We start from the raw sequence: 19562 nt of genomic DNA on the forward strand, positions 1-19562 counted from the left end.
GACCGAAACCTTGCAGATGTACTGAGTACCTGTGGGAGCGAGCTTGCTCGCGATGGCGGCCTGCCAGCCGACCGAGTCCCATCTGCTTGCACCGGGATTTTCAGAGATCCATAGCTGCTTTGGCTTTGGCTTTGGCTTTGGCTTTGGCTTTGGCTTTGGCTTTGGCTTTGGCTTTGGCTTTGGCTTTGGCTTTTGATCTTGATCTGGTTTTTGATCTTTTGCCCCTTCGGCAGGCCGAGCGTAGGTGTTCATCAGGGGGTAGGCGCGCAGCGCCGTTCGACGAAGTCGAACACATCGAGAGGAGGTCGTCGCGAAGCAGACCGGAGGCGATGCCCCCTGATGGACACCGTAGCGAGGGAACACCGAGCCTTGGCGAGGTGCCGTACGTCGGGGCAAAGCCTTTTGCTTACTTTTCGGCGTTTGGAAAAGTGAGTCGCTGTAAGAGCGAAACCGTCAGCAGCCGTTACCGCAGCAACGGATATGTACACCGATTGGATAAGTAGCCGTTACGACAGCAACGGATATGTACTCCGAACATCAAACACCAAACACCAAACACCAAAACCGCAATCACCCCACCTGATACCCAACCATTCAGAACAACCCCCCATCCCCCCCGGTTAACAAAACATAACGTGGCGTCGATTGTCAGACATGAAAAAACACCGATAGGATAAGCCAGCTTCCGAAGGGGCTCTGGATTGCGGGTTTCAGGACTATGCTCTGAAACAGCCGGTCCAGACACGCACCCTTGCGGCGCCCAGAAAGGTTGAACGACCTAACAATAATAATGGGAGAAGGTCTATGAGTGAGCCTGTCATGGGTGTGGGTATCTGCCGCCCGCCGGCACTACGCAAATTCGCGTTGCTGGCCACAGCGCTCTCGCTGTTGGGCTCTGCCATGCTGTCGGCGCCTGCGCTGGCCGCGGCGGCGCCAGCATCCGATGTTGTTTATTCCATTGAGTCCGCCAAGGCTGCCAAAAGCCTGATGCTCGATGTCGTCCACGCCGGCAAGCGCCTGGTGGCGGTCGGGGATCGTGGGCACATCCTGTATTCCGATGACCAGGGCGCTACCTGGACCCAGGCCAAGGTCCCGACCCGGGCCCTGCTGACGTCGGTGTTTTTCGTCGATGACAAGCACGGCTGGGCCGTCGGCCATGACGCGCAGATCCTCGCCAGCGAGGACGGCGGCGCGACCTGGACCAAGCAGTTCGAAGATCTGACACGCGAATCGCCGCTGCTCGATGTCTGGTTCAAGGACGTTGACAGTGGCTTTGCCGTGGGCGCCTACGGCTCTCTGATGGAAACCACCGACGGTGGCAAGCATTGGGAAGACGCCAGCGATCGCCTGGACAACGAAGACCAGTACCACCTGAATTCGATCGCTGCGGTCAAGGACGCCGGGCTGTTCATCGTCGGCGAGCAGGGCAGCATGTTCCGTTCCGCGGACTGGGGCCAGACCTGGGAGAAACTCGAAGGTCCGTACGAAGGCTCGCTGTTCGGCGTGATCGGCACGGCGCAGCCCAATACGCTGCTGGCCTACGGTCTGCGCGGTAACCTTTACCGTTCCACGGACTTTGGCAGCAACTGGGAGCAGGTCGAGCTCAAGGCTGAACGTGGCGACCTGGAGTTCGGGCTGTCCGGCGGTACGCTGCTCGACGACGGTTCCATCGTGATCGTCGGCAACGGCGGCTCGGTGATTCGCAGCAGCGACAATGGCGAAACCTTCAAGGTGGTCAACCGTCCGGACCGTATTTCGGTTTCGGCAGTGACGGCGGCAGGCAATGGCAATCTGGTTCTGGCCGGGCAGGGCGGCGTTCGCGTCACCTCGCCAAGCGGCACCGAGCTTGGCAAATAAAAAGCGGGCAAATGAGTCGAGCTAATAATAACAAGGCGGGCGTATGACCTCTTTAAGTACTCATCACCAGGACAAGGCGACGTTCCTCGAGCGCCTGATCTTCAACAACCGCCCGGCAGTGATCACGATCTGCCTGCTGGTCAGTATTTTCCTGTTCTGGCAGGCGACGCTGATCCGTCCGTCCACCAGCTTCGAAAAAATGATCCCGCTGGAGCATCCCTTCATCCAGAAGATGATGGAGCACCGCAACGATCTGGCGAACCTGGGCAACACCGTGCGGATCTCGGTGGAAGCCACCGATGGCGACATCTTCTCCAAGGAGTACATGGAGACCCTGCGTCAGATCAACGACGAAGTGTTCTACATCTCCGGTGTCGACCGTTCCGGCCTCAAGTCGCTGTGGAGCCCGAGCATTCGCTGGACCGAAGTGACTGAAGAGGGCTTCGCCGGCGGTGAAGTGATTCCGCAGAGCTACAACGGCTCCCAGGCCAGCCTCGACTTGCTGCGCAACAACGTGCTCAAGTCCGGTCAGGTCGGGCGGTTGGTGTCCAACGATTTCAAGTCGAGCATCGTCGACATTCCATTGCTGGAGTCCTACCCGGACCCGCAGGACCAGGGCAAGCTGCTGGCGCTGGACTATCGCCAGTTCTCCCACGAGCTTGAAGACAAGATCCGCACCAAGTTCGAAGCACAGAACCCGAACGTGAAGATCCACATTGTCGGTTTTGCCAAGAAAGTCGGTGACCTGATCGATGGCCTGGTGATGGTGGTGATGTTCTTCGGCATCGCCTTCGTCATCACCCTGATCCTCCTGCTGTGGTTCACCAACTGCCTGCGCAGTACCGTCGCCGTGTTGAGCACGACGCTGGTGGCAGTGGTCTGGCAACTGGGCTTGATGCACTTCTTCGGCTTCGGGCTCGACCCCTATTCGATGCTGGTGCCGTTCCTGATTTTCGCCATCGGTATTTCCCACGGCGTACAGAAGATCAACGGGATCGCCCTGCAATCGAGCGAGGCGGACAACGCCCTCACGGCGGCGCGCCGTACGTTCCGTCAATTGTTCCTGCCGGGGATGATCGCGATCCTCGCCGATGCCGTGGGTTTCATCACGCTGTTGATCATCGATATCGGTGTGATCCGTGAACTGGCCATCGGCGCATCCATCGGTGTGGCGGTGATCGTGTTCACCAACCTGATCCTGCTGCCGGTGGCGATTTCCTATGTCGGCATCAGCAAGCGTGCGGTCGAGCGCAGCAAGAAAGACGCGGTGCGCGAGCATCCGTTCTGGCGCCTGCTGTCGAACTTCGCCAGCGCCAAGGTTGCCCCGGTTTCCATTCTGCTGGCATTGATCGCCTTTGGCGGCGGCCTGTGGTACAGCCAGAACCTGAAAATCGGCGACCTCGACCAGGGTGCACCGGAACTGCGTCCGGACTCGCGCTACAACAAGGACAACAACTTCATCATCAACAACTACTCCACCAGCTCCGATGTGTTGGTGGTGATGGTCAAGACCAAGTCCGAAGGCTGCTCGCGCTATGAAGCCATGGCGCCGATCGACGAGCTGATGTGGAAGATGCAGAACACCGAGGGCGTGCAGTCGGCGATTTCCCTGGTGACCGTGTCCAAGCAAATGATCAAGGGCATGAACGAGGGCAACCTGAAATGGGAAACCCTGTCGCGCAATCCTGATGTGCTGAACAACTCCATTGCCCGCGCCGACGGCCTGTACAACAACAGCTGTTCCCTGGCGCCGGTGCTGGTGTTCCTCAACGATCACAAGGCCGAGACCCTGGATCGCGCGGTGCATGCGGTGCAGGAGTTCGCCAAGGAAAACAACAAGGAAGGCCTGGAGTTCATCCTCGCCGCCGGTAACGCCGGGATCGAGGCGGCCACCAACGAGGTGATCAAGAAGTCCGAGCTGACCATCCTGATCCTGGTGTACATCTGTGTGGCGGTCATGTGCATGATCACCTTCCGTTCGTGGGCGGCGACATTGTGCATCGTGCTGCCGCTGGTGCTGACCTCGGTACTCGGCAACGCCCTGATGGCCTTCATGGGCATCGGCGTGAAAGTCGCGACCCTGCCGGTCGTGGCGCTCGGGGTGGGGATTGGCGTGGACTACGGCATCTACATCTACAGTCGCCTGGAAAGCTTCCTGCGTGCCGGCCTGCCGCTGCAAGAGGCGTACTACCAGACGCTGAAGTCGACCGGTAAGGCGGTGCTGTTCACCGGCCTGTGCCTGGCCATCGGCGTGTGCACCTGGATCTTCTCGGCCATCAAGTTCCAGGCCGACATGGGCCTGATGCTGACCTTCATGCTGCTGTGGAACATGTTCGGTGCGTTGTGGCTGTTGCCGGCACTGGCGCGGTTCCTGATCAAGCCCGAGAAACTGGCGGGGCAGAAGGGCAATTCGTTGTTTGCCCACTGATCGATCGCTGAATCAAAAAAGCCGCAACCTCAGGTTGCGGCTTTTTTATTTGGGCGAAGATCAAAAGATCGCAGCCATTACGAAGGATCGCTACCCAAAACCACATTCAACGCACTGCGCGCATCATCGAGTTGCACCAGCGTCGCATGCCGCGCGCCTAGGGCATCACGATTCTCGATGGCGGTCAGGATCGCCTTGTGCCGGGGCAGCGCCAGTTCATGCAGGTTCGGTCGCTGGTTGGAATGCTTCAAGGCTTCGGCGATGGCCACCGAGAGCATGTTGCACAGGTTGGCCAGCAGGTCGTTGTGCGTGGCATCGGCGATGCGACTGTGGAAGTCCAGGTCCGGCTGCAACAGAGCCTCCGGCGTCGGCGCGGCTTCCATGCGCTGGTAGGCCTCACCGATGGAGGCAATGTCCGCTTCCGTGGCGAATTGTGCGGCGAGGGCGGCAGCGGCCGGTTCGATGATGCTGCGCACGCTGGTCAGCAGGTCGAAAAACTGATTCTGCGGACTGCTTTGCATCAACCAGTGCAGCACGTCCGGATCGAGCATGTGCCAGTCCTTGCGCGGCTTGACCACGGTGCCGACCCGCGGGCGGGAATACACCAGGCCCTTGGCGACCAGGACCCGGGTGGCCTCACGCAACACCGGTCGGCTGACCGCATATTCTTCGCACAACAGCGCTTCGGCGGGCAGCTTGTCGTCCGGCAGGAAACGTCCCGAGACGATCTGCATGCCCAGTTCCTGGACGATGCGCGAGTGCATGCTTTTGCGGTCGGAGGGTTTGCGGTAATCCATGGGAAACGGCGCGGTCCTGTGCGAATAGGTGTCGCGCATGATAGCAGGCGCGGACGGTAGGCGATCCAGCCCTTGAAAAGATCGCAGCCTTCGGCAGCTCCTACAGAGATCCGGTTCACCACAATGAATGTGTCTGACCTGAATCCCGTAGGAGCTGCCGGAGGCTGCGATCTTTTTTTTAGTGGGAATGACGCGGCACTTCAGCCCCGCGGCAACCGACCAGGAAGTCGAAGTCGCAGCCCTGGTCCGCTTGCAGCACGTGGTCGATGTAGAGCTGACGATAGCCACCGACGATCAGGTTCTGCGGCGGTTGCAGGTCAGCCATGCGCGCGGCCAGTTCGGCGTCCGGGATGTCCAGGTGCAAACGGCCGCTGGCGCAATCGAGTTCGATCCAGTCGCCTTCTTTCACGGCGGCCAGCGGTCCGCCGGCAGCGGCTTCCGGGGCGACGTGCAGGACAACAGTGCCGTACGCGGTGCCGCTCATGCGCGCGTCGGAAATACGTACCATGTCGGTCACGCCCTGGGCCAGCAGCTTGGCCGGCAGGCCCATGTTGCCGACCTCGGCCATGCCCGGATAACCCTTCGGCCCGCAGTTCTTCATCACCAGTATCGAGTTGGCATCCACGTCCAGTTCCGGATCGTTGATCCGCGCCTTGTACATGTCGAAGTTCTCGAATACCACTGCGCGGCCGCGATGCTGCATCAGTTCGGGCGTGGCGGCGGACGGCTTTAGCACGGCGCCCAGCGGTGCCAGGTTGCCGCGCAAGACACAGATGCCGCCGTCGGCGCGGATCGGGTTGTCGAGGGTGCGGATCACTTCGTCTTCGCCATAGATCGGCGCGTCCCTGGTGTTCTCGCCGATGGACTTGCCATTGACGGTCAAGGCATTCGGGTTCGGGATCAGGTTGGCTTCACCGAGGCGACGCAGCACGGCGGGCAAGCCACCGGCGTAATAGAATTCTTCCATCAGGAAACGCCCGGACGGTTGCAGGTCGGCGATGGTCGGCATGCCGCGACCGATACGGGTCCAGTCATCCAGATCCAGCTCCACGCCGATGCGCCCGGCAATGGCTTTCAGGTGGATCACTGCGTTGGTCGAACCGCCGATGGCGGCATTGACGCGAATGGCGTTTTCGAAGGCTTCCTTGGTGAGGATCTTCGATAGCTTCAAGTCTTCGCGCACCATCTCCACGGCACGCATGCCGGACATGTGCGCCAACACATAACGGCGCGCATCTACCGCTGGAATCGCCGCGTTGTGGGGCAGGGAGGTACCCAGTGCTTCGGCCATGCAGGCCATGGTCGAGGCCGTGCCCATGGTGTTGCAGGTGCCGGCCGAGCGGGACATGCCGCCCTCGGCCGCGAGGAAATCGTCGATGCTGATGGTGCCGGCCTTGACCTGTTCGCTGAGCTGCCAGACCACGGTGCCGGAGCCGATGTCCTTGCCCTTGTGCTTGCCGTTGAGCATTGGCCCGCCGGTGACAACGATGGCTGGCACGTCGCAACTGGCGGCGCCCATCAGCAAGGCCGGGGTGGTTTTGTCGCAGCCGGTCAGCAGCACCACGCCATCGATCGGGTTGCCGCGAATGGCTTCTTCGACATCCATGCTCGCCAGGTTGCGGGTGAGCATGGCGGTGGGGCGCAGGTTCGATTCGCCGTTGGAGAACACCGGAAACTCCACCGGGAAGCCGCCGGCCTCGATCACACCGCGTTTGACGTGCTCGGCAATCTGGCGGAAATGCGCGTTGCACGGGGTCAGTTCCGACCAGGTGTTGCAGATGCCGATGATCGGCTTGCCATGGAACTGATGGTCGGCGATGCCCTGATTCTTCATCCAGCTGCGGTACATGAAGCCGTTCTTGTCGGCGGTGCCAAACCATTGGGCGGAACGCAGGGTGGGTTTCTTATCAGACATGATCGGTTCTCTTATTGTATGACTATATTGTTCGAGCTGAGGTGTAACATAAGCGCAAATTCTGCGCTTTGGAAGTGTTGTTGCATAAATAGTATTACTATATAGTCCGCTCAAACGGAGGGATGGCCCTGGCGAATTGTTCGCGAGAGGCGTCCCCCGAGGTTCTATAACAACAACAATCGGAGACCGATCTCATGAGCCAGGAACTGCGGCTTATCCGTCGCATCACGCTGAAACTGATTCCTTTCCTGATCCTGCTGTACCTGATCGCCTATGTGGACCGCTCCGCGGTGGGCTTCGCCAAACTGCACATGGGCGCCGACATTGGCCTGGGTGATGCGGCCTACGGCCTTGGCGCAGGGTTGTTCTTCATTGGCTACTTCCTGCTGGAAATCCCCAGCAACCTGATGCTCGACCGCTTCGGCGCACGACGCTGGTTTGCGCGGATCATGGTCACCTGGGGCACCATCACCATCGGCATGGCCTTCGTCCAGGGGCCGAACAGCTTCTATGTGATGCGCTTTCTGCTCGGCGCCGCCGAGGCCGGGTTCTTCCCGGGCGTTCTGTACTACATCACCCAATGGTTCCCGGTTCGCCATCGCGGCAAGATCCTCGGGCTGTTCATCCTGTCGCAACCCATTGCCATGATGATCACCGGCCCCGTGTCTGGCGGCTTGCTGGGCATGGACGGCGTGCTCGGCCTGCACGGCTGGCAGTGGTTGTTCATCGTCATCGGCACCCCGGCGATCCTGCTGACCTGGCCGGTGTTGCGCTGGTTGCCCGACGGCCCGCAGCAAGTGAAGTGGATGGACCAGGCGGAAAAGGACTGGCTCACCGGCGAGCTGAAAAAGGACCTCGAAGCCTACGGCCAGACCCGCCACGGCAATCCCTTGCATGCGCTCAAGGACAAACGCGTCTTGCTGTTGGCGCTGTTCTACCTGCCGGTGACACTGAGCATTTACGGCCTCGGCTTGTGGCTGCCGACGTTGATCAAGCAGTTCGGCGGCAGCGATCTGGTGACCGGGTTCGTGTCTTCGGTGCCCTACATTTTCGGGATCGTCGGTCTGTTGATCATTCCGCGCAGCTCTGACCGTTTGAATGATCGTTACGGCCATCTGGCAGTGCTTTATGTATTGGGCGCCATCGGTTTGTTCCTGAGTGCCTGGCTGTCGGTGCCGGTGTTGCAGCTGGCCGCGCTGTGCCTGGTGGCGTTCGCACTGTTTTCCTGCACGGCGGTGTTCTGGACGTTGCCGGGCCGTTTCTTTGCCGGTGCCAGTGCGGCGGCGGGAATTGCGCTGATCAACTCGGTGGGCAACCTCGGCGGCTACATCGGTCCGTTCGTGATCGGCGCGCTCAAGGAATACACCGGCAACCTGGCGTCAGGCCTGTACTTCCTGTCGGGGGTGATGGTGTTCGGCCTGATTCTGACTGGCATCGTCTATCGCCTGCTGGAACGCAAGCACGTCCTGCCAGCCGATGAGTTTGCGGCCAGTGCACGTGGGGCTTCCCGAACCTGATTTTGAGGGTTCACACCGACCAAATGTGGGAGCGGGCTTGCTCGCGAAAGCGGAGTGTCAGTCACCGATGATGTCGGGTATGACGGCCTCTTCGCGAGCAAGCCCGCTCCCACATTGGTTCTGAGGTGTTTTGAAGAATTGTTAACAGGAGAAAAATTCATGCGTTTGGTTCAGTTCGAATTGAGTAACGGCGTACGCCGTGTCGGCGTGGTCGAGGCAGGCCTGGTCCGTGAAGTGCAGGACGCGCGCACCGTTCGCGATCTGGCATTGGCGGCGATCGAGGCGGGCGCAAGCCTTGAGCAACAGGTGCAAAGCCTGGGGCTGGGCATCAGCCACGACTATGCCGAACTGCTGACGCAACGGCGCATCCTGCCGCCGCTGGACCATGCGGACCCGGCGCACATGCTGGTCAGCGGTACGGGCCTGACCCATCTGGGCAGTGCGTCGGCCCGGGACAAGATGCATCAGCAGAGCGGCGACGAATCCGCGCTGACCGACACCATGCGCATCTTCAAGTGGGGCGTCGAGGGCGGTAAGCCAGCAGTGGATGAAGCCGGTGTGCAACCGGAGTGGTTCTACAAAGGCGATGGCAGCATCGTCGTCAGGCCCGGCCAGCCGTTTCCCTTGCCGCCGTTTGCCGAAGATGCCGGTGAAGAGCCGGAGATCGCCGGCCTGTACGTGATTGGTCAGGACGGCAAGCCGTATCGCCTGGGGTTTGCCGTGGGCAACGAGTTCTCCGATCACGTCATGGAGCGCAAGAACTACCTGTACCTGGCCCACTCGAAACTGCGCAGCTGCAGCTATGGCCCGGAACTGCGGGTCGGCGAACTGCCGCAGCATCTGGCGGGCACCAGCCGCATCCTGCGGGACGGCGAAGTGCTGTGGCAGAACGAGTTTCTCAGTGGCGAGGCGAACATGTGCCACAGCCTCGCCAACCTCGAATTCCATCATTTCAAATACAGCCAGTTCCTGCGACCGGGGGATGTGCACATTCACTTCTTCGGCACGGCGACCCTGTCCTTTGCCGACGGCGTTCGCACGCAACCGGGTGACGTGTTCGAGATCACCCAGGCCGAATTCGGCGCGCCATTGATCAATGGCATCGCTCCGGTCGCAGCGGCTTTTGAACCCGGCACCGTCGGCACACTTTGAGGAGTTACCCATGACCCGGATTCTTGGACACAACTACATCGGCGGCCAACGCAGCGCCGCCGGCAGCGTCAAATTGCAGAGTGTCGATGCCACCACCGGTGAGGCATTGCCCCATGATTTCTATCAGGCGACCCCGCAGGAAGTCGATGCGGCGGCCAGCGCGGCGGCGGCCGCGTATCCGGCGTATCGCAGCCTGAGCGCGGAGCGGCGGGCGCAGTTTCTCGAGGCCATCGCCGATGAACTGGATGCCCTCGGTGATGATTTTGTCGCAGTGGTCTGCCGCGAAACGGCGCTGCCGGCCGGCCGGATTCAAGGCGAGCGTGGACGCACCAGCGGGCAGATGCGTCTGTTTGCCAAAGTGCTGCGTCGCGGTGACTTCTACGGTGCACGGATCGACCGGGCATTGCCGGAGCGTCAACCGTTGCCGCGCCCGGACCTGCGTCAATACCGGATCGGTCTGGGACCTGTGGCCGTGTTCGGTGCCAGCAACTTTCCGCTGGCGTTCTCCACCGCCGGCGGCGATACCGCCTCGGCGCTGGCCGCCGGGTGCCCGGTGGTGTTCAAGGCCCACAGCGGTCACATGGCCACCGCTGAATGGGTGGCTGACGCGATCATCCGCGCCGCCGAGAAAACCGGGATGCCGGCCGGCGTGTTCAACATGATCCATGGCGGGGGCGTTGGCGCGGCACTGGTCAAGCATCCGGCGATTCAGGCGGTGGGCTTCACCGGTTCACTCAAGGGCGGTCGTGCCTTGTGCGACATGGCGGCGGCCCGTGCGCAACCGATACCGGTGTTCGCCGAAATGTCGAGCATCAACCCGGTGATCGTCTTGCCCCAGGCGTTGCAGGCGCGAGCCGATACCGTTGCTCGGGAACTCACGGCGTCGGTGGTCCAGGGCTGCGGCCAATTCTGCACCAATCCGGGCCTGGTGATCGGCATTCGCTCAGCGCCATTCAGTGCCTTTGTGCAGCAAGTGGCCGGGTTGATGGGTGACCAGCCGGCGCAAACCATGCTCAATGCCGGAACCCTGAGCAGCTATGACCAGGGCTTGCAAAAACTGCTCGCGCATCCGGGGATCGAGCACCTGGCCGGCAATCCGCAGCAGGGCAATCAGGCGCAACCGCAGCTGTTCAAGGCCGATGTCAGCCTGCTGCTCGATGGCGATGAAGTGTTGCAGGAGGAAGTGTTCGGCCCGACCACGGTGGTGGTTGAAGTGGCCGATCATACGCAGTTGATGGCGGCCTTGAACGGCCTGCACGGCCAGTTGACCGCTACCGTCATTGGCGAGCCGGAAGACTTCGAGCAGTTCGCCGGGCTGACGGCATTGCTGGAACAGAAGGTCGGACGCATCCTGCTCAATGGTTATCCGACGGGCGTGGAAGTCTGCGATTCGATGGTTCACGGCGGGCCTTACCCGGCAACGTCCGATGCGCGCGGTACGTCGGTGGGCACACTGGCCATCGATCGTTTCCTGCGCCCGGTGTGCTTCCAGAACTACCCGGACAGCTTGCTGCCGGATGCGCTGAAGAACGGCAATCCATTGCGCATCCAGCGACTGGTGGATGGGCAGTCGTCCCGCGAGGCACTTTAACTGCCAGTCACAATCCCTGTGGGAGCGAGCTCGCTCCTACAGGGGAGGTGGTGCATGAGCTATCATTGCGTCTTTCCCATTCAAAGACTGATTGCCATGACTCCCCCAACCGACACCTTGCTCAATGCCCTCGAACACTGCGGAATGGTGGAGATCGACGGGCTGCATGCCTTCGAATTCGCCCTCGACGAGGATGATAACCTACACATTGAATGCATGGATGGCCGTGCGGCCAAACACTGGGAGTTCACCCCGGCGCAGATCCAGGCCGCGACCTTCGATACCTCGCTGCAAAGCTGGTTGATCACCGGTGACTCGGGTGAACACCGTTTGGTGTGCCTGGGCGATGTCGTCAGCGGTGACAACGAAGATGACGACCAAGGCGATGCGTAACCTCTGGCCATTGTTGATGGCCGGCAGCATCGGCGCCATGGGCGTACAAACGGCGATGGCCGAGAGTGTCCAATTGCTGGTGGGTTCCTACACCGCCGGTCAAAGCCAGGGCATCTACCGCCTGGTGTTCGACAGCGGCACCGGGCAGATCGATGCCAGCCCACTGCAAGTGATCAAGAGCGAAAACCCGTCGTGGCTGACCCTGTCGAAGGATCGGCGACACCTGTTCGTGGTCAATGAAAACGGCCCGGGCCAGACCGATCCGGTAGGGCGCGTCAGCAGTTTTGCGATTGATCCCAAGACCCACGCGCTGAGCCTGATCAGCCAGGTGCAAAGCCTGGGCAGCGAGCCAACCCATTCCAGTCTCAGCATCGATGGCAGCCATCTGTTTGTCAGCAATTACTCGGTGGCCGAAGACCCGGGCGGCACCCTGGCGGTATTGCCAGTGACGGCCGACGGCAAGCTCAAACCGGTGGTGCAGATGAGCAGCCACCCGGCGAGCCGGGTCAATCCCGAGCGCCAGGCCTCGGCCCATGTGCATTCGACCATCCCGTCACCGGACGGCAAATACGTGTTCGCCAATGACCTGGGCGCCGACAAGGTGTTTGCCTACCGCTTCGACCCCAAGGCCAACCCGGAACTGCCGTTGACCCCGGCCACCCCGGCATTCGTGCAGCTGCCGCCGGGTAGCGGGCCGCGCCACCTGCTGTTCAGCGCCGATGGCAAACACGCCTGGCTGACCATGGAAATGAGCGCGCAAGTGGCGGTGTTCGACTACCACGACGGCCAACTCGAACAGACGCAAATGGTCGATCTGGCTGCCGGACAGCCAGTTTCAGACAAGGCTGCGGCGGCATTGCATGCCTCGGCTGATGGCAAGTTCCTCTACGTCAGCAACCGTGGTACCGCCAATCAACTGTTGGTGTTTGCCATCGATCCGGCGACCGGTCACCTCAGTGAACTGCAACGCCGGGCGGTGGAGGGCGATCATCCGCGGGAATTCAGCCTCGATCCGAGCGGCAAATTCCTGTTGATCGCCAATCAGAAGAGCAACCAGATTGTCGTCGTCGAACGCGACGCCAGGACCGGTCTGCTGGGCAAGACCGTGCAAAAACTGCCGATGGATGCCCCGAGTGACCTCAGGTTTCTACTGCGTCAATAAGCCGCAGGCCCCGGTTGATGGGGCCTGCCTGCTTTTATCAATGACGCTGATATCTGGTACTGCTACAAAGCATTTCAAGGCACGAACCCTCGAGGGTTAAGTTTGCTTCACGGCCCCACCGGGCAAGCAAGCCAACCGAATCCGAGGAATACCGCCATGAACTTCAACATCTTCTCTGTCATCGCCGCTTCCGCCATTTCCGCCACCGTTGCGTTGCCAGCCAGCGCCAACGTTGAAATCAGCGACAAAAAAGCCCACACCCAGAGCTACACCCAGAAATACCTGCAACAGAGCGCCAACTTCTACGCCGCGCTGGATCACAAAACCCAAGCCTGAACGTTCAGCCCTGCCTTTATGCAGGAGCGAAGTCACTGATGATCGAAGCGCCTGAAGTTGAATAGCAGGTGTTGAAAACGATCAGAGTGGTGTCGCTCCTGCATAACGCATGCTGCCCGCGAATCCCCTGATTAGTTCTATTGAAGGCTGAAATAGCCTGGCTTAATGATCAATGAAGCTGATGGTCACTATGGATAACCCTGAGTGGTTACCCAGGCTTTTTTGATCGATTCTGTAGGCATTGAAACATGCCTGCGGAGAACATCATGGCCAGCGCAATTCTCACTTCTGCCAAACACGGCGCCTATGTGGCGATCGGTCTTTACCTTGCCATGGTGCTGGTGGTCAGTCTTTCAGCGCAGTCGCAATCCACCTTCGAAACGCCGATCCAGGTCGCTCATCCCGGCATCCAGTTTGAACACCGTGGGCAAAACGCGAGCGTTGATCAGGCGGAACTCGCGGGAGTCGTCGGCGCATGAAAGGGCACAGACTCTGGGTCATCGCCTTCCTGGCGTTCATGACCAACGGATCCTCCCTGTTGGGGATCGGCCAGGGCTCGGCGGGCTCGGTGGCACGGGCCATCGAAGCCAATCACAACATTGCCCGCAACATCGAAAACGCCAGTGCCCAGGGCATGCTCGCCGGCAATCCACCGATCAGGAATGAAAGCGTGGTGTTCGGGCCGTTCCTGGTGGATTGCTCGGCGATCGGGATGTGTGAGGTGTTGGCCTGAAGCCTGCTGCGGATAAAGGGCTTTTGTGGCGAGGGAGCTTGCTCCCGCTCGGCTACGCAGTAGTCGCAAATCGCCTAACGCGGTCTGCCTGGAAAAACCAACCGTCTGACATTGGGGCCGCTTCGCAGCCCAGCGGGAGCAAGCTCCCTCGCCACAGTGTGCGGTGGCTTACTTGCGCATCACACCGGTAAACAAGTCTGACTCCAGAAACCGCTGCAACCAGTCCTGCAAACGCCGATAGGGCGTTTGCGCGAACCAGTCGCGGTCGACGTGGGCGAACTGGCGCACGAAGGGCATCAACGCCACATCGGCCAGGCTTGGATGGTTGGCGAGCAAGTAGTCGCGTTCCTCCAGCAACGTCTCCAGCCTTTGCAAAAACACCTCGCCCTCGCCGCGATAAACCTCCATCGGCTGCTCGGGATAACGCTCGGCGTACTTGTAACGATTCAAGTGCACCTTGAACACCTGATCGTTCTGTTCGATCAGGGGGGTGATTTGCGCCGCTGCGTCAGGATCGTCCTTGAGCAGCCAGTCCTGGGGATCGTTCTGTGCCAGGGCCCAGCGCATGATGTCGAGGCTTTCGTCGATCACCCGGCCATCGGCGCTCAGCACCGGCACCGTGCCTTTGCCCGACAGCGCGAGCATTTCGGCGGGCTTGGCCTTCAGGCTGACTTCGACGATGTCCACGGCCACGCCCGAGTAGCGCAGGGCCATGCGTGCGCGCATGGCGTACGGGCAGCGGCGGAAGGAATACAGGGTGTTCATTTCACCTCCAGGGTGCTCAGGCCGTTGCCCTGGCGCTGGACTTGAATCTGCACCGGAATCCGTTCATGCATTTCCTGTACGTGGGAAATCACCGCGACCTTGCGGCCCTGGGCCTGCAAGCCATCGAGGGCGTCCATGGCCAGTTGCAGGGATTCGGGATCGAGGCTGCCGAAGCCTTCGTCGATGAACAGCGACTCGATTTTCAGCGTGCTCGAGGCCATCGACGCCAGACCGAGGGCCAGTGCCAGCGAGACCAGGAAGGTCTCGCCACCGGACAGTGAATGCACCGAACGCAGTTCGTCGCCCATTTCGGTGTCCATCACCAGCAACCCGAGCATGCTGCCGCCGCGCTTGAGGCGGTAGCGGCGCACCAGTTGGCGCAATTGCACGTTGGCGTGGTGTACCAGCAGGTCAAGGTTGTAGGCCTGGGCGATCTTGCGGAAGGTGTCGCCGGTGGCGGAGCCGATCAACGCATTGAGGCGCGCCCAGCGTTGATACTCGTTGTAGGCGTCGGCAATCTGCTGCGCCAGGGCCTGATTGGCGTTCTGCCGGCGTTGGTCCTCGGCCTGCTCGGCGCGCAGTTCGGCGCAGTGTTGCTCGCTGGTGGCGGCGAGGTTTTGCAGGTCGATCAGCGCACTGGCCAACTGCTCGGCGTCGAGGTTGCCATTGTGTTGTGCCTGGTGATCGATCAAGCGCTTGTCGCGCTCCTGCACCAGGACGCGGGCCTGTTCGATGGCTTTTTCGCTGTGCTGCAAGCGCTGGCGCAGTTCGCTGACCTGAGTGTCGTCGACGCGCAGCAGGTCTTCGAGGCCGCCGTCATCCAGTTCGGGATGGCGGGCGCGCCAGTCACCGATCTTGCCGGCGAGCTCGCGTTCTTCGCCTTCCAGTGCGTGCAAGCGCTCCTGCTGGGCCTTGAGTTCGGCGGCGAGTTGCACTGATTGCGTGAGAACGCTTTGCAGCGTCTGCGCAGTGCTGGCTTCGGCGCTGCGGGCCTGTTCCACGGCCTGTTCCAGTTGCTGTTGCCAATGCTCGGCGCTGCTGTGTTCGCCGAGTAATTGCCCGAGCGTGTGCTGGCTCGCCTGTTGCTGCTCGGCCAGCCCGCTGAATTGCTGTTCGGCGGCCTGCAATTGCTGCATGCGGCTTTGCTGGCGATCCTGTTCCTTCTCCAGGTTTTGCTGGCGCTGTTGCTGCTCGGCCAGTTCTTCCTTTTGTTGCTCGAGTTGCGCCAGTCGCTCGGCGATCTGCCGGTCGAGCTGCATGAAGGTCGCGGCCGGTTCGTCGCGCAGCGCTTGCAGGGTCTCGGCCGGCAGCAGGCTGGCGAATGCCTTGAGTTCTTCGTCCAGGCGCTGGCGGTCGTTGTCCAGTTCGCGCTGTTGATTGCTCAGGTGCTGGGCCGCCTGCTGGTGCGCGGTTTCGGCGTGACGCAGTTGCTGGGTCAGGCGCGCGGCATCCTGTTGCAGGGTGAGCAGCGCGCTCTGCCGTTGCTCGTCCTGGCTGATGCTCTGGTTGAGCTGACTGTTTTGCTGAACGAGCCAGGCATCGCGTTTGGCGGCATCCTGGTTCAGCAGTTGGGTCGCCAACGGATGCGCTTCCAGGCTCGGGGCGAGGGCTTGCTGCTGGGTCGCCAGTTGCTCCTGCTGTTGCAGCAGTTCTTTTTGCTGGGCGATCAGCCCGCCGACTTCGGCGCGCAAGTCAGTGAGTTTTTCCTTGAGCAGGTCGACGGCCTTCTGCGCATTGGCCTGTTCGCTTTCATCAAAACGACCGAGGCTCTGCAGCAAGGCTTCCGGCTGATGATAGGGATGTTCGTTGCTGCCGCAGACCGGGCATGGCTGATCGTCCTGCAACTGCGCGCGCAGCTCTTCGACACTGGCACTGCGCGCCAGACGTTGGCGCTCCAGCAGCTCGCGCGTGACGTTGAGGGTCTGTTCGGCAACGCTCAGGTCAGCCTTGGCCTTGACCCCGTCCTGGGTCAGGCGTTCACGTTCCTGCTGTGCGCTGAGCTGGCGTTGTTGCAGCTCGGCACCGCGTTTGTCCAGGTCCTGCTGGCTGGCCCACAGGCGCGCAAGGTCTTCGACGGCGCGCAGTTGCTTGCGGTTGTCCTGCAACAGGCTGCCCAGAATGCCGATCTGCTCGGCGACGGCATCCGGTTCGGCGCCGGCCTCCTTGAACAGTACCTCCAGTTGTTGCTTCTGCGTGGTGAGCGCTTGTTCGGTGCTCGCGGCGTTTTGTTCGAGGCTGGCCAGTTCGGCATGGCCCTGATTCAACCGGTTGCCGATCAACATCAACTGTTGCAGGCGATCGCGGTAGGCATTCCAGGCATCGCTCAACGGAGCCAGATGGGTGCTTCGCTCCAGCTCGGTGGCGATGCGTTGCAAGTCCGCGGCGCCACGGGCTTGCTGATCGAGCAAGGTCTGAATCGTGCCCTGGCCCTGGGTGCAGGCCTGTTGCGCCTGTTGCCTGGCTTCGGCGCTGAGGGCGGTGTCCTTGGCCAGGCGGGCGAGGGTGCTTTGGGCTTCGAAGGCCTGACGCAGCAACGGTGTGCTGTCGGTTTGTCGTTGTTGGGTTTCGCTCAAGGCGATCCGCGCGCTGCCGAGCTGTTGCTCAAGCTGCGTCTGACGCTCGCCGAGTTCGCCATGCTGCTGCGTGTGCAAGGCAATTTGCGTCGCCAAGGGTGTCAGCAGCGCATCGACCTCGGCTTTACGGGCGAACTGGTGCCGTTGCGGGGCCAGCTGTTCGAGGCGGGTGAACCTCAAGCGCTCACTGGCCAAGGCCTCCCAGTGGGTCTGGGCCGATTGCAGTTGTTCGCTGGCGGCCAGATGTTCGTCCTGCAAGCGACGCAGGTCCTTGAGCCAGGTGTCCTGCAGTTCAAGTTGTTTGAGCTGCGCCTGTTGGGTCTTGAGTCGCTGCTGCGCTTCGTTGAAGCGCCCGTCCAGTTCCGCGCGTGCTTCGGGCGACAGTGGCGTCACACCGCTGGCCTGATCCTGCAGCAGCTTGTGCGCCTCGCGAGCCTCCTTGGCCTTGTCGAAGGCGCGACGGCCGAGACGGGTGTAGAGCGCCGTGTCGGTGAGTTTTTCCAGCAGTTCGCTGCGGTCGTTGTCGTCGGCCTTGAGGAAGGCGCTGAACTCGCTTTGCGCCAACATCACCGCGCGGGTGAACTGTTCGAAATTCAGGCCCAGCGCGGCTTCGAGCTGAGTCTTGTATTCGCCTTTCTGGCTGGCGAGCAATTGATCCTGATCGATGTCACGCAAGCTCTGGCGGCTGGCCTGCAGCTTGCCGGCGGCCTTGTCCCGGGCGCGATTGGCTTCCCAGCGGGCGCGGTAACGGCGGCCGTCGACACCGACGAAATCCACTTCCGCGTAGCCTTCGCCCGTGCCGCGACGCAGCAGGGTACGCGGATCGCCGGTAGCGATTTCGCCGTCGGCATCCGGCACCTTGGCGTCGCGGCCGGTGTTGTTCAGGCGCGGCACAGCGCCAAACAGCGCCAGGCACAGGGCATCGAGCAAGGTGCTTTTACCGGCGCCGGTGGGGCCGGTGATGGCGAATAGTCCAGCACTGGCCAGGGGTTCGGCGGTGAAGTCGATTTCAAACGGCCCGGCCAGGGAGGCAAGGTTTTTCAGGCGGATCGCGAGGATTTTCATGGCTGTTCGCTCTCCATCTGCACGTCCTGCAACAGCACGGCAAAGTCCTTGAGGGTCTGCTCGTCGACTTCGCTGCCGTAGTTGTCCTGCCAAGCGCGGCTGAACAGTTCCTGAGGCGTGAGCTGGTCCAGTTCGATCAGCGTGCTGCCTTCCTCGGCACCGTCACGGCCGCCGTTGCCGGCGTACTCGGCGGCGATGCGCACCAGGCGCACGGCCTTGCCTTGCAGGGCGGTTTCCACTTGATTGCGCAGGTCGGGCTGCGGCTCGTCGAGGCGCACCCGCACTTCCAGCCATGGCTGGCGCTGGATCTCGGCCAGCAGGTCGATGTTCGGCAGGTCCGCCAGTTGCAGCAGGATCTCGCTCAAAGGCGCCGGGCCGATGCGTTGCAGGTTGACCGCGCGGGGGATCAGTTTCGGCTCGACGCTGAGCAGGGTTTCGCCGTCGAGCTTGATGTCGAGAATCTGGTGCTGATAGCTGATCTCGGAGAACGACAGCGGAATCGGCGAGCCGCTATAGCGGATGCGCTCCTCGCCGTTGACTTTCTGCGGCTTGTGCAAGTGGCCGAGGGCCACGTAGCTGATGCTCGGCCCGAACAGGCTGGCGGGCAGGGCTTCGGCGTTGCCGATGATCAGGCTGCGCTCGGAGTCTTCCGACACCGAGCCGCCGGCCATGTGCGCGTGGCTGATGGCAATCAGTGCCTGGCCCGGCTGGCGCTTGGCGTTGGCCGCTTCGATCAGCCACTCGTGCACCTGGCCGATCCCGCGCAGGTAGTTGTCGCCCAAATGCGCGCCGGTGACTTCCGCCGGACGCAGGAATGGCAGCGCCAGGCACCAGCCGGCGACTTCACCACTGGCATCGGGCAACGGCAGCAACAGGCGCTCGGCGTCCAGTTGACCGTCGTCGAGCCACAGCACGCGGCCCAGCGCATGAGTGCGCAAGCGGCGCATCAAGGGGGCGGGCAGTTCAATCCGCGAGCCGGAATCGTGGTTGCCGGCAATCATCACGATGGTCAGCAACGGCTGCTGTTCGTGGGCGCTGACGATGAAGTCGTAGAGGCGTTCCTGGGCTTTGACCGGCGGATTGACCGTGTCGAAGATATCGCCGGCGATCAACAGCACATCCGGTTGATCCAGTTTCAGCTGGCGCAACAGCCACTCGAGAAAACAGCCGTGTTCGAAATCGCGATCCTGGCCGTGCAGGTTCTGCCCGAGGTGCCAGTCGGAGGTGTGAAACAAGCGCAAGGCGGACTCCGCTACAAAATAGGTAATGGCCGCGTGA

General features: G+C 61.6%; 16 protein-coding genes. 11 read left to right on the forward strand and 5 right to left on the reverse strand.

Annotated features, from left to right (window positions below; all coding sequences use genetic code 11):
- Positions 1 to 43: 43 nt before the first annotated feature.
- The 3 genes from ACM6IT_RS24095 to ACM6IT_RS24105 all read left to right on the forward strand — a co-directional run bounded on the left by ACM6IT_RS24095 (position 44) and on the right by ACM6IT_RS24105 (position 4285).
- Positions 44 to 196, forward strand: coding sequence for a hypothetical protein (locus ACM6IT_RS24095; protein ID WP_414918822.1), 153 nt, complete (start codon positions 44 to 46; stop codon positions 194 to 196).
- Positions 197 to 804: 608 nt separating this feature from the next.
- Complete coding sequence (locus ACM6IT_RS24100) at positions 805 to 1857, forward strand: WD40/YVTN/BNR-like repeat-containing protein (RefSeq protein WP_414915094.1); 1053 nt, start codon at positions 805 to 807, stop codon at positions 1855 to 1857.
- Between the two features lie 43 nt (positions 1858 to 1900).
- Positions 1901 to 4285: an efflux RND transporter permease subunit gene (locus ACM6IT_RS24105; protein WP_056727616.1), complete on the forward strand. Its 2385-nt coding sequence runs from the start codon at positions 1901 to 1903 to the stop codon at positions 4283 to 4285.
- Between the two features lie 77 nt (positions 4286 to 4362).
- Here ACM6IT_RS24105 and ACM6IT_RS24110 read toward each other — a convergent pair whose 3' ends face one another.
- On the reverse strand, positions 4363 to 5082 hold the full coding sequence (locus tag ACM6IT_RS24110) for a FadR/GntR family transcriptional regulator (protein WP_156385876.1): 720 nt from the start codon (positions 5080 to 5082) through the stop codon (positions 4363 to 4365).
- Between the two features lie 178 nt (positions 5083 to 5260).
- Entirely contained in the window at positions 5261 to 6997 is a 1737-nt protein-coding gene (locus tag ACM6IT_RS24115) for an IlvD/Edd family dehydratase (RefSeq protein WP_414918823.1), read from the reverse strand.
- Positions 6998 to 7191: 194 nt separating this feature from the next.
- Between ACM6IT_RS24115 and ACM6IT_RS24120 the strand changes: the two genes are divergently transcribed.
- From ACM6IT_RS24120 to ACM6IT_RS24155, 8 genes are all read left to right on the forward strand, one after another.
- A complete protein-coding gene (locus tag ACM6IT_RS24120) occupies positions 7192 to 8514 on the forward strand; it encodes an MFS transporter (RefSeq protein ID WP_414918824.1) in 1323 nt (440 codons plus the stop codon).
- Positions 8515 to 8673: 159 nt separating this feature from the next.
- The gene (araD1, locus tag ACM6IT_RS24125; RefSeq protein WP_223542562.1) at positions 8674 to 9666 is read left to right on the forward strand and encodes an AraD1 family protein; all 993 of its coding nucleotides are present in this window, start codon (positions 8674 to 8676) and stop codon (positions 9664 to 9666) included.
- Positions 9667 to 9676: 10 nt separating this feature from the next.
- Positions 9677 to 11257 carry an aldehyde dehydrogenase (NADP(+)) gene (locus ACM6IT_RS24130; RefSeq protein ID WP_414918825.1) on the forward strand — a complete coding sequence of 527 codons (1581 nt, stop codon included), beginning with the start codon at positions 9677 to 9679 and terminating at the stop codon, positions 11255 to 11257.
- Positions 11258 to 11311: 54 nt separating this feature from the next.
- Positions 11312 to 11650, forward strand: coding sequence for a DUF5629 family protein (locus tag ACM6IT_RS24135; protein ID WP_414918826.1), 339 nt, complete (start codon positions 11312 to 11314; stop codon positions 11648 to 11650).
- Entirely contained in the window at positions 11643 to 12812 is a 1170-nt protein-coding gene (locus tag ACM6IT_RS24140) for a lactonase family protein (RefSeq protein ID WP_414918876.1), read from the forward strand. The genes ACM6IT_RS24135 and ACM6IT_RS24140 overlap by 8 nt, the downstream gene beginning before the upstream one ends.
- 156 nt (positions 12813 to 12968) lie before the next feature.
- The gene (locus ACM6IT_RS24145) at positions 12969 to 13148 is read left to right on the forward strand and encodes a hypothetical protein (RefSeq protein ID WP_007979950.1); all 180 of its coding nucleotides are present in this window, start codon (positions 12969 to 12971) and stop codon (positions 13146 to 13148) included.
- 266 nt (positions 13149 to 13414) lie between these two features.
- Positions 13415 to 13627 carry a hypothetical protein gene (locus tag ACM6IT_RS24150; protein WP_414918827.1) on the forward strand — a complete coding sequence of 71 codons (213 nt, stop codon included), beginning with the start codon at positions 13415 to 13417 and terminating at the stop codon, positions 13625 to 13627.
- Positions 13624 to 13881, forward strand: coding sequence for a hypothetical protein (locus tag ACM6IT_RS24155; RefSeq protein WP_414918828.1), 258 nt, complete (start codon positions 13624 to 13626; stop codon positions 13879 to 13881). Before ACM6IT_RS24150 ends, ACM6IT_RS24155 begins: the two co-directional genes overlap by 4 nt.
- 168 nt (positions 13882 to 14049) lie before the next feature.
- Here ACM6IT_RS24155 and ACM6IT_RS24160 read toward each other — a convergent pair whose 3' ends face one another.
- From ACM6IT_RS24160 to ACM6IT_RS24170, 3 genes are read right to left on the reverse strand one after another with little or no spacing between them, the layout of a single operon-like run.
- On the reverse strand, positions 14050 to 14646 hold the full coding sequence (locus ACM6IT_RS24160) for a glutathione S-transferase (RefSeq protein ID WP_414918829.1): 597 nt from the start codon (positions 14644 to 14646) through the stop codon (positions 14050 to 14052).
- Positions 14643 to 18284 carry an AAA family ATPase gene (locus ACM6IT_RS24165; protein WP_414918830.1) on the reverse strand — a complete coding sequence of 1214 codons (3642 nt, stop codon included), beginning with the start codon at positions 18282 to 18284 and terminating at the stop codon, positions 14643 to 14645. The genes ACM6IT_RS24160 and ACM6IT_RS24165 overlap by 4 nt, the downstream gene beginning before the upstream one ends.
- Positions 18281 to 19525, reverse strand: a complete 1245-nt coding sequence (locus tag ACM6IT_RS24170) for an exonuclease SbcCD subunit D C-terminal domain-containing protein (protein ID WP_414918831.1) — start codon at positions 19523 to 19525, stop codon at positions 18281 to 18283. The genes ACM6IT_RS24165 and ACM6IT_RS24170 overlap by 4 nt, the downstream gene beginning before the upstream one ends.
- Positions 19526 to 19562: the final 37 nt, after the last annotated feature.

The organism is Pseudomonas sp. IT-P4, from assembly GCF_949767755.1.
Classification (GTDB): Bacteria; Pseudomonadota; Gammaproteobacteria; order Pseudomonadales; family Pseudomonadaceae; genus Aquipseudomonas; species Aquipseudomonas monachiensis.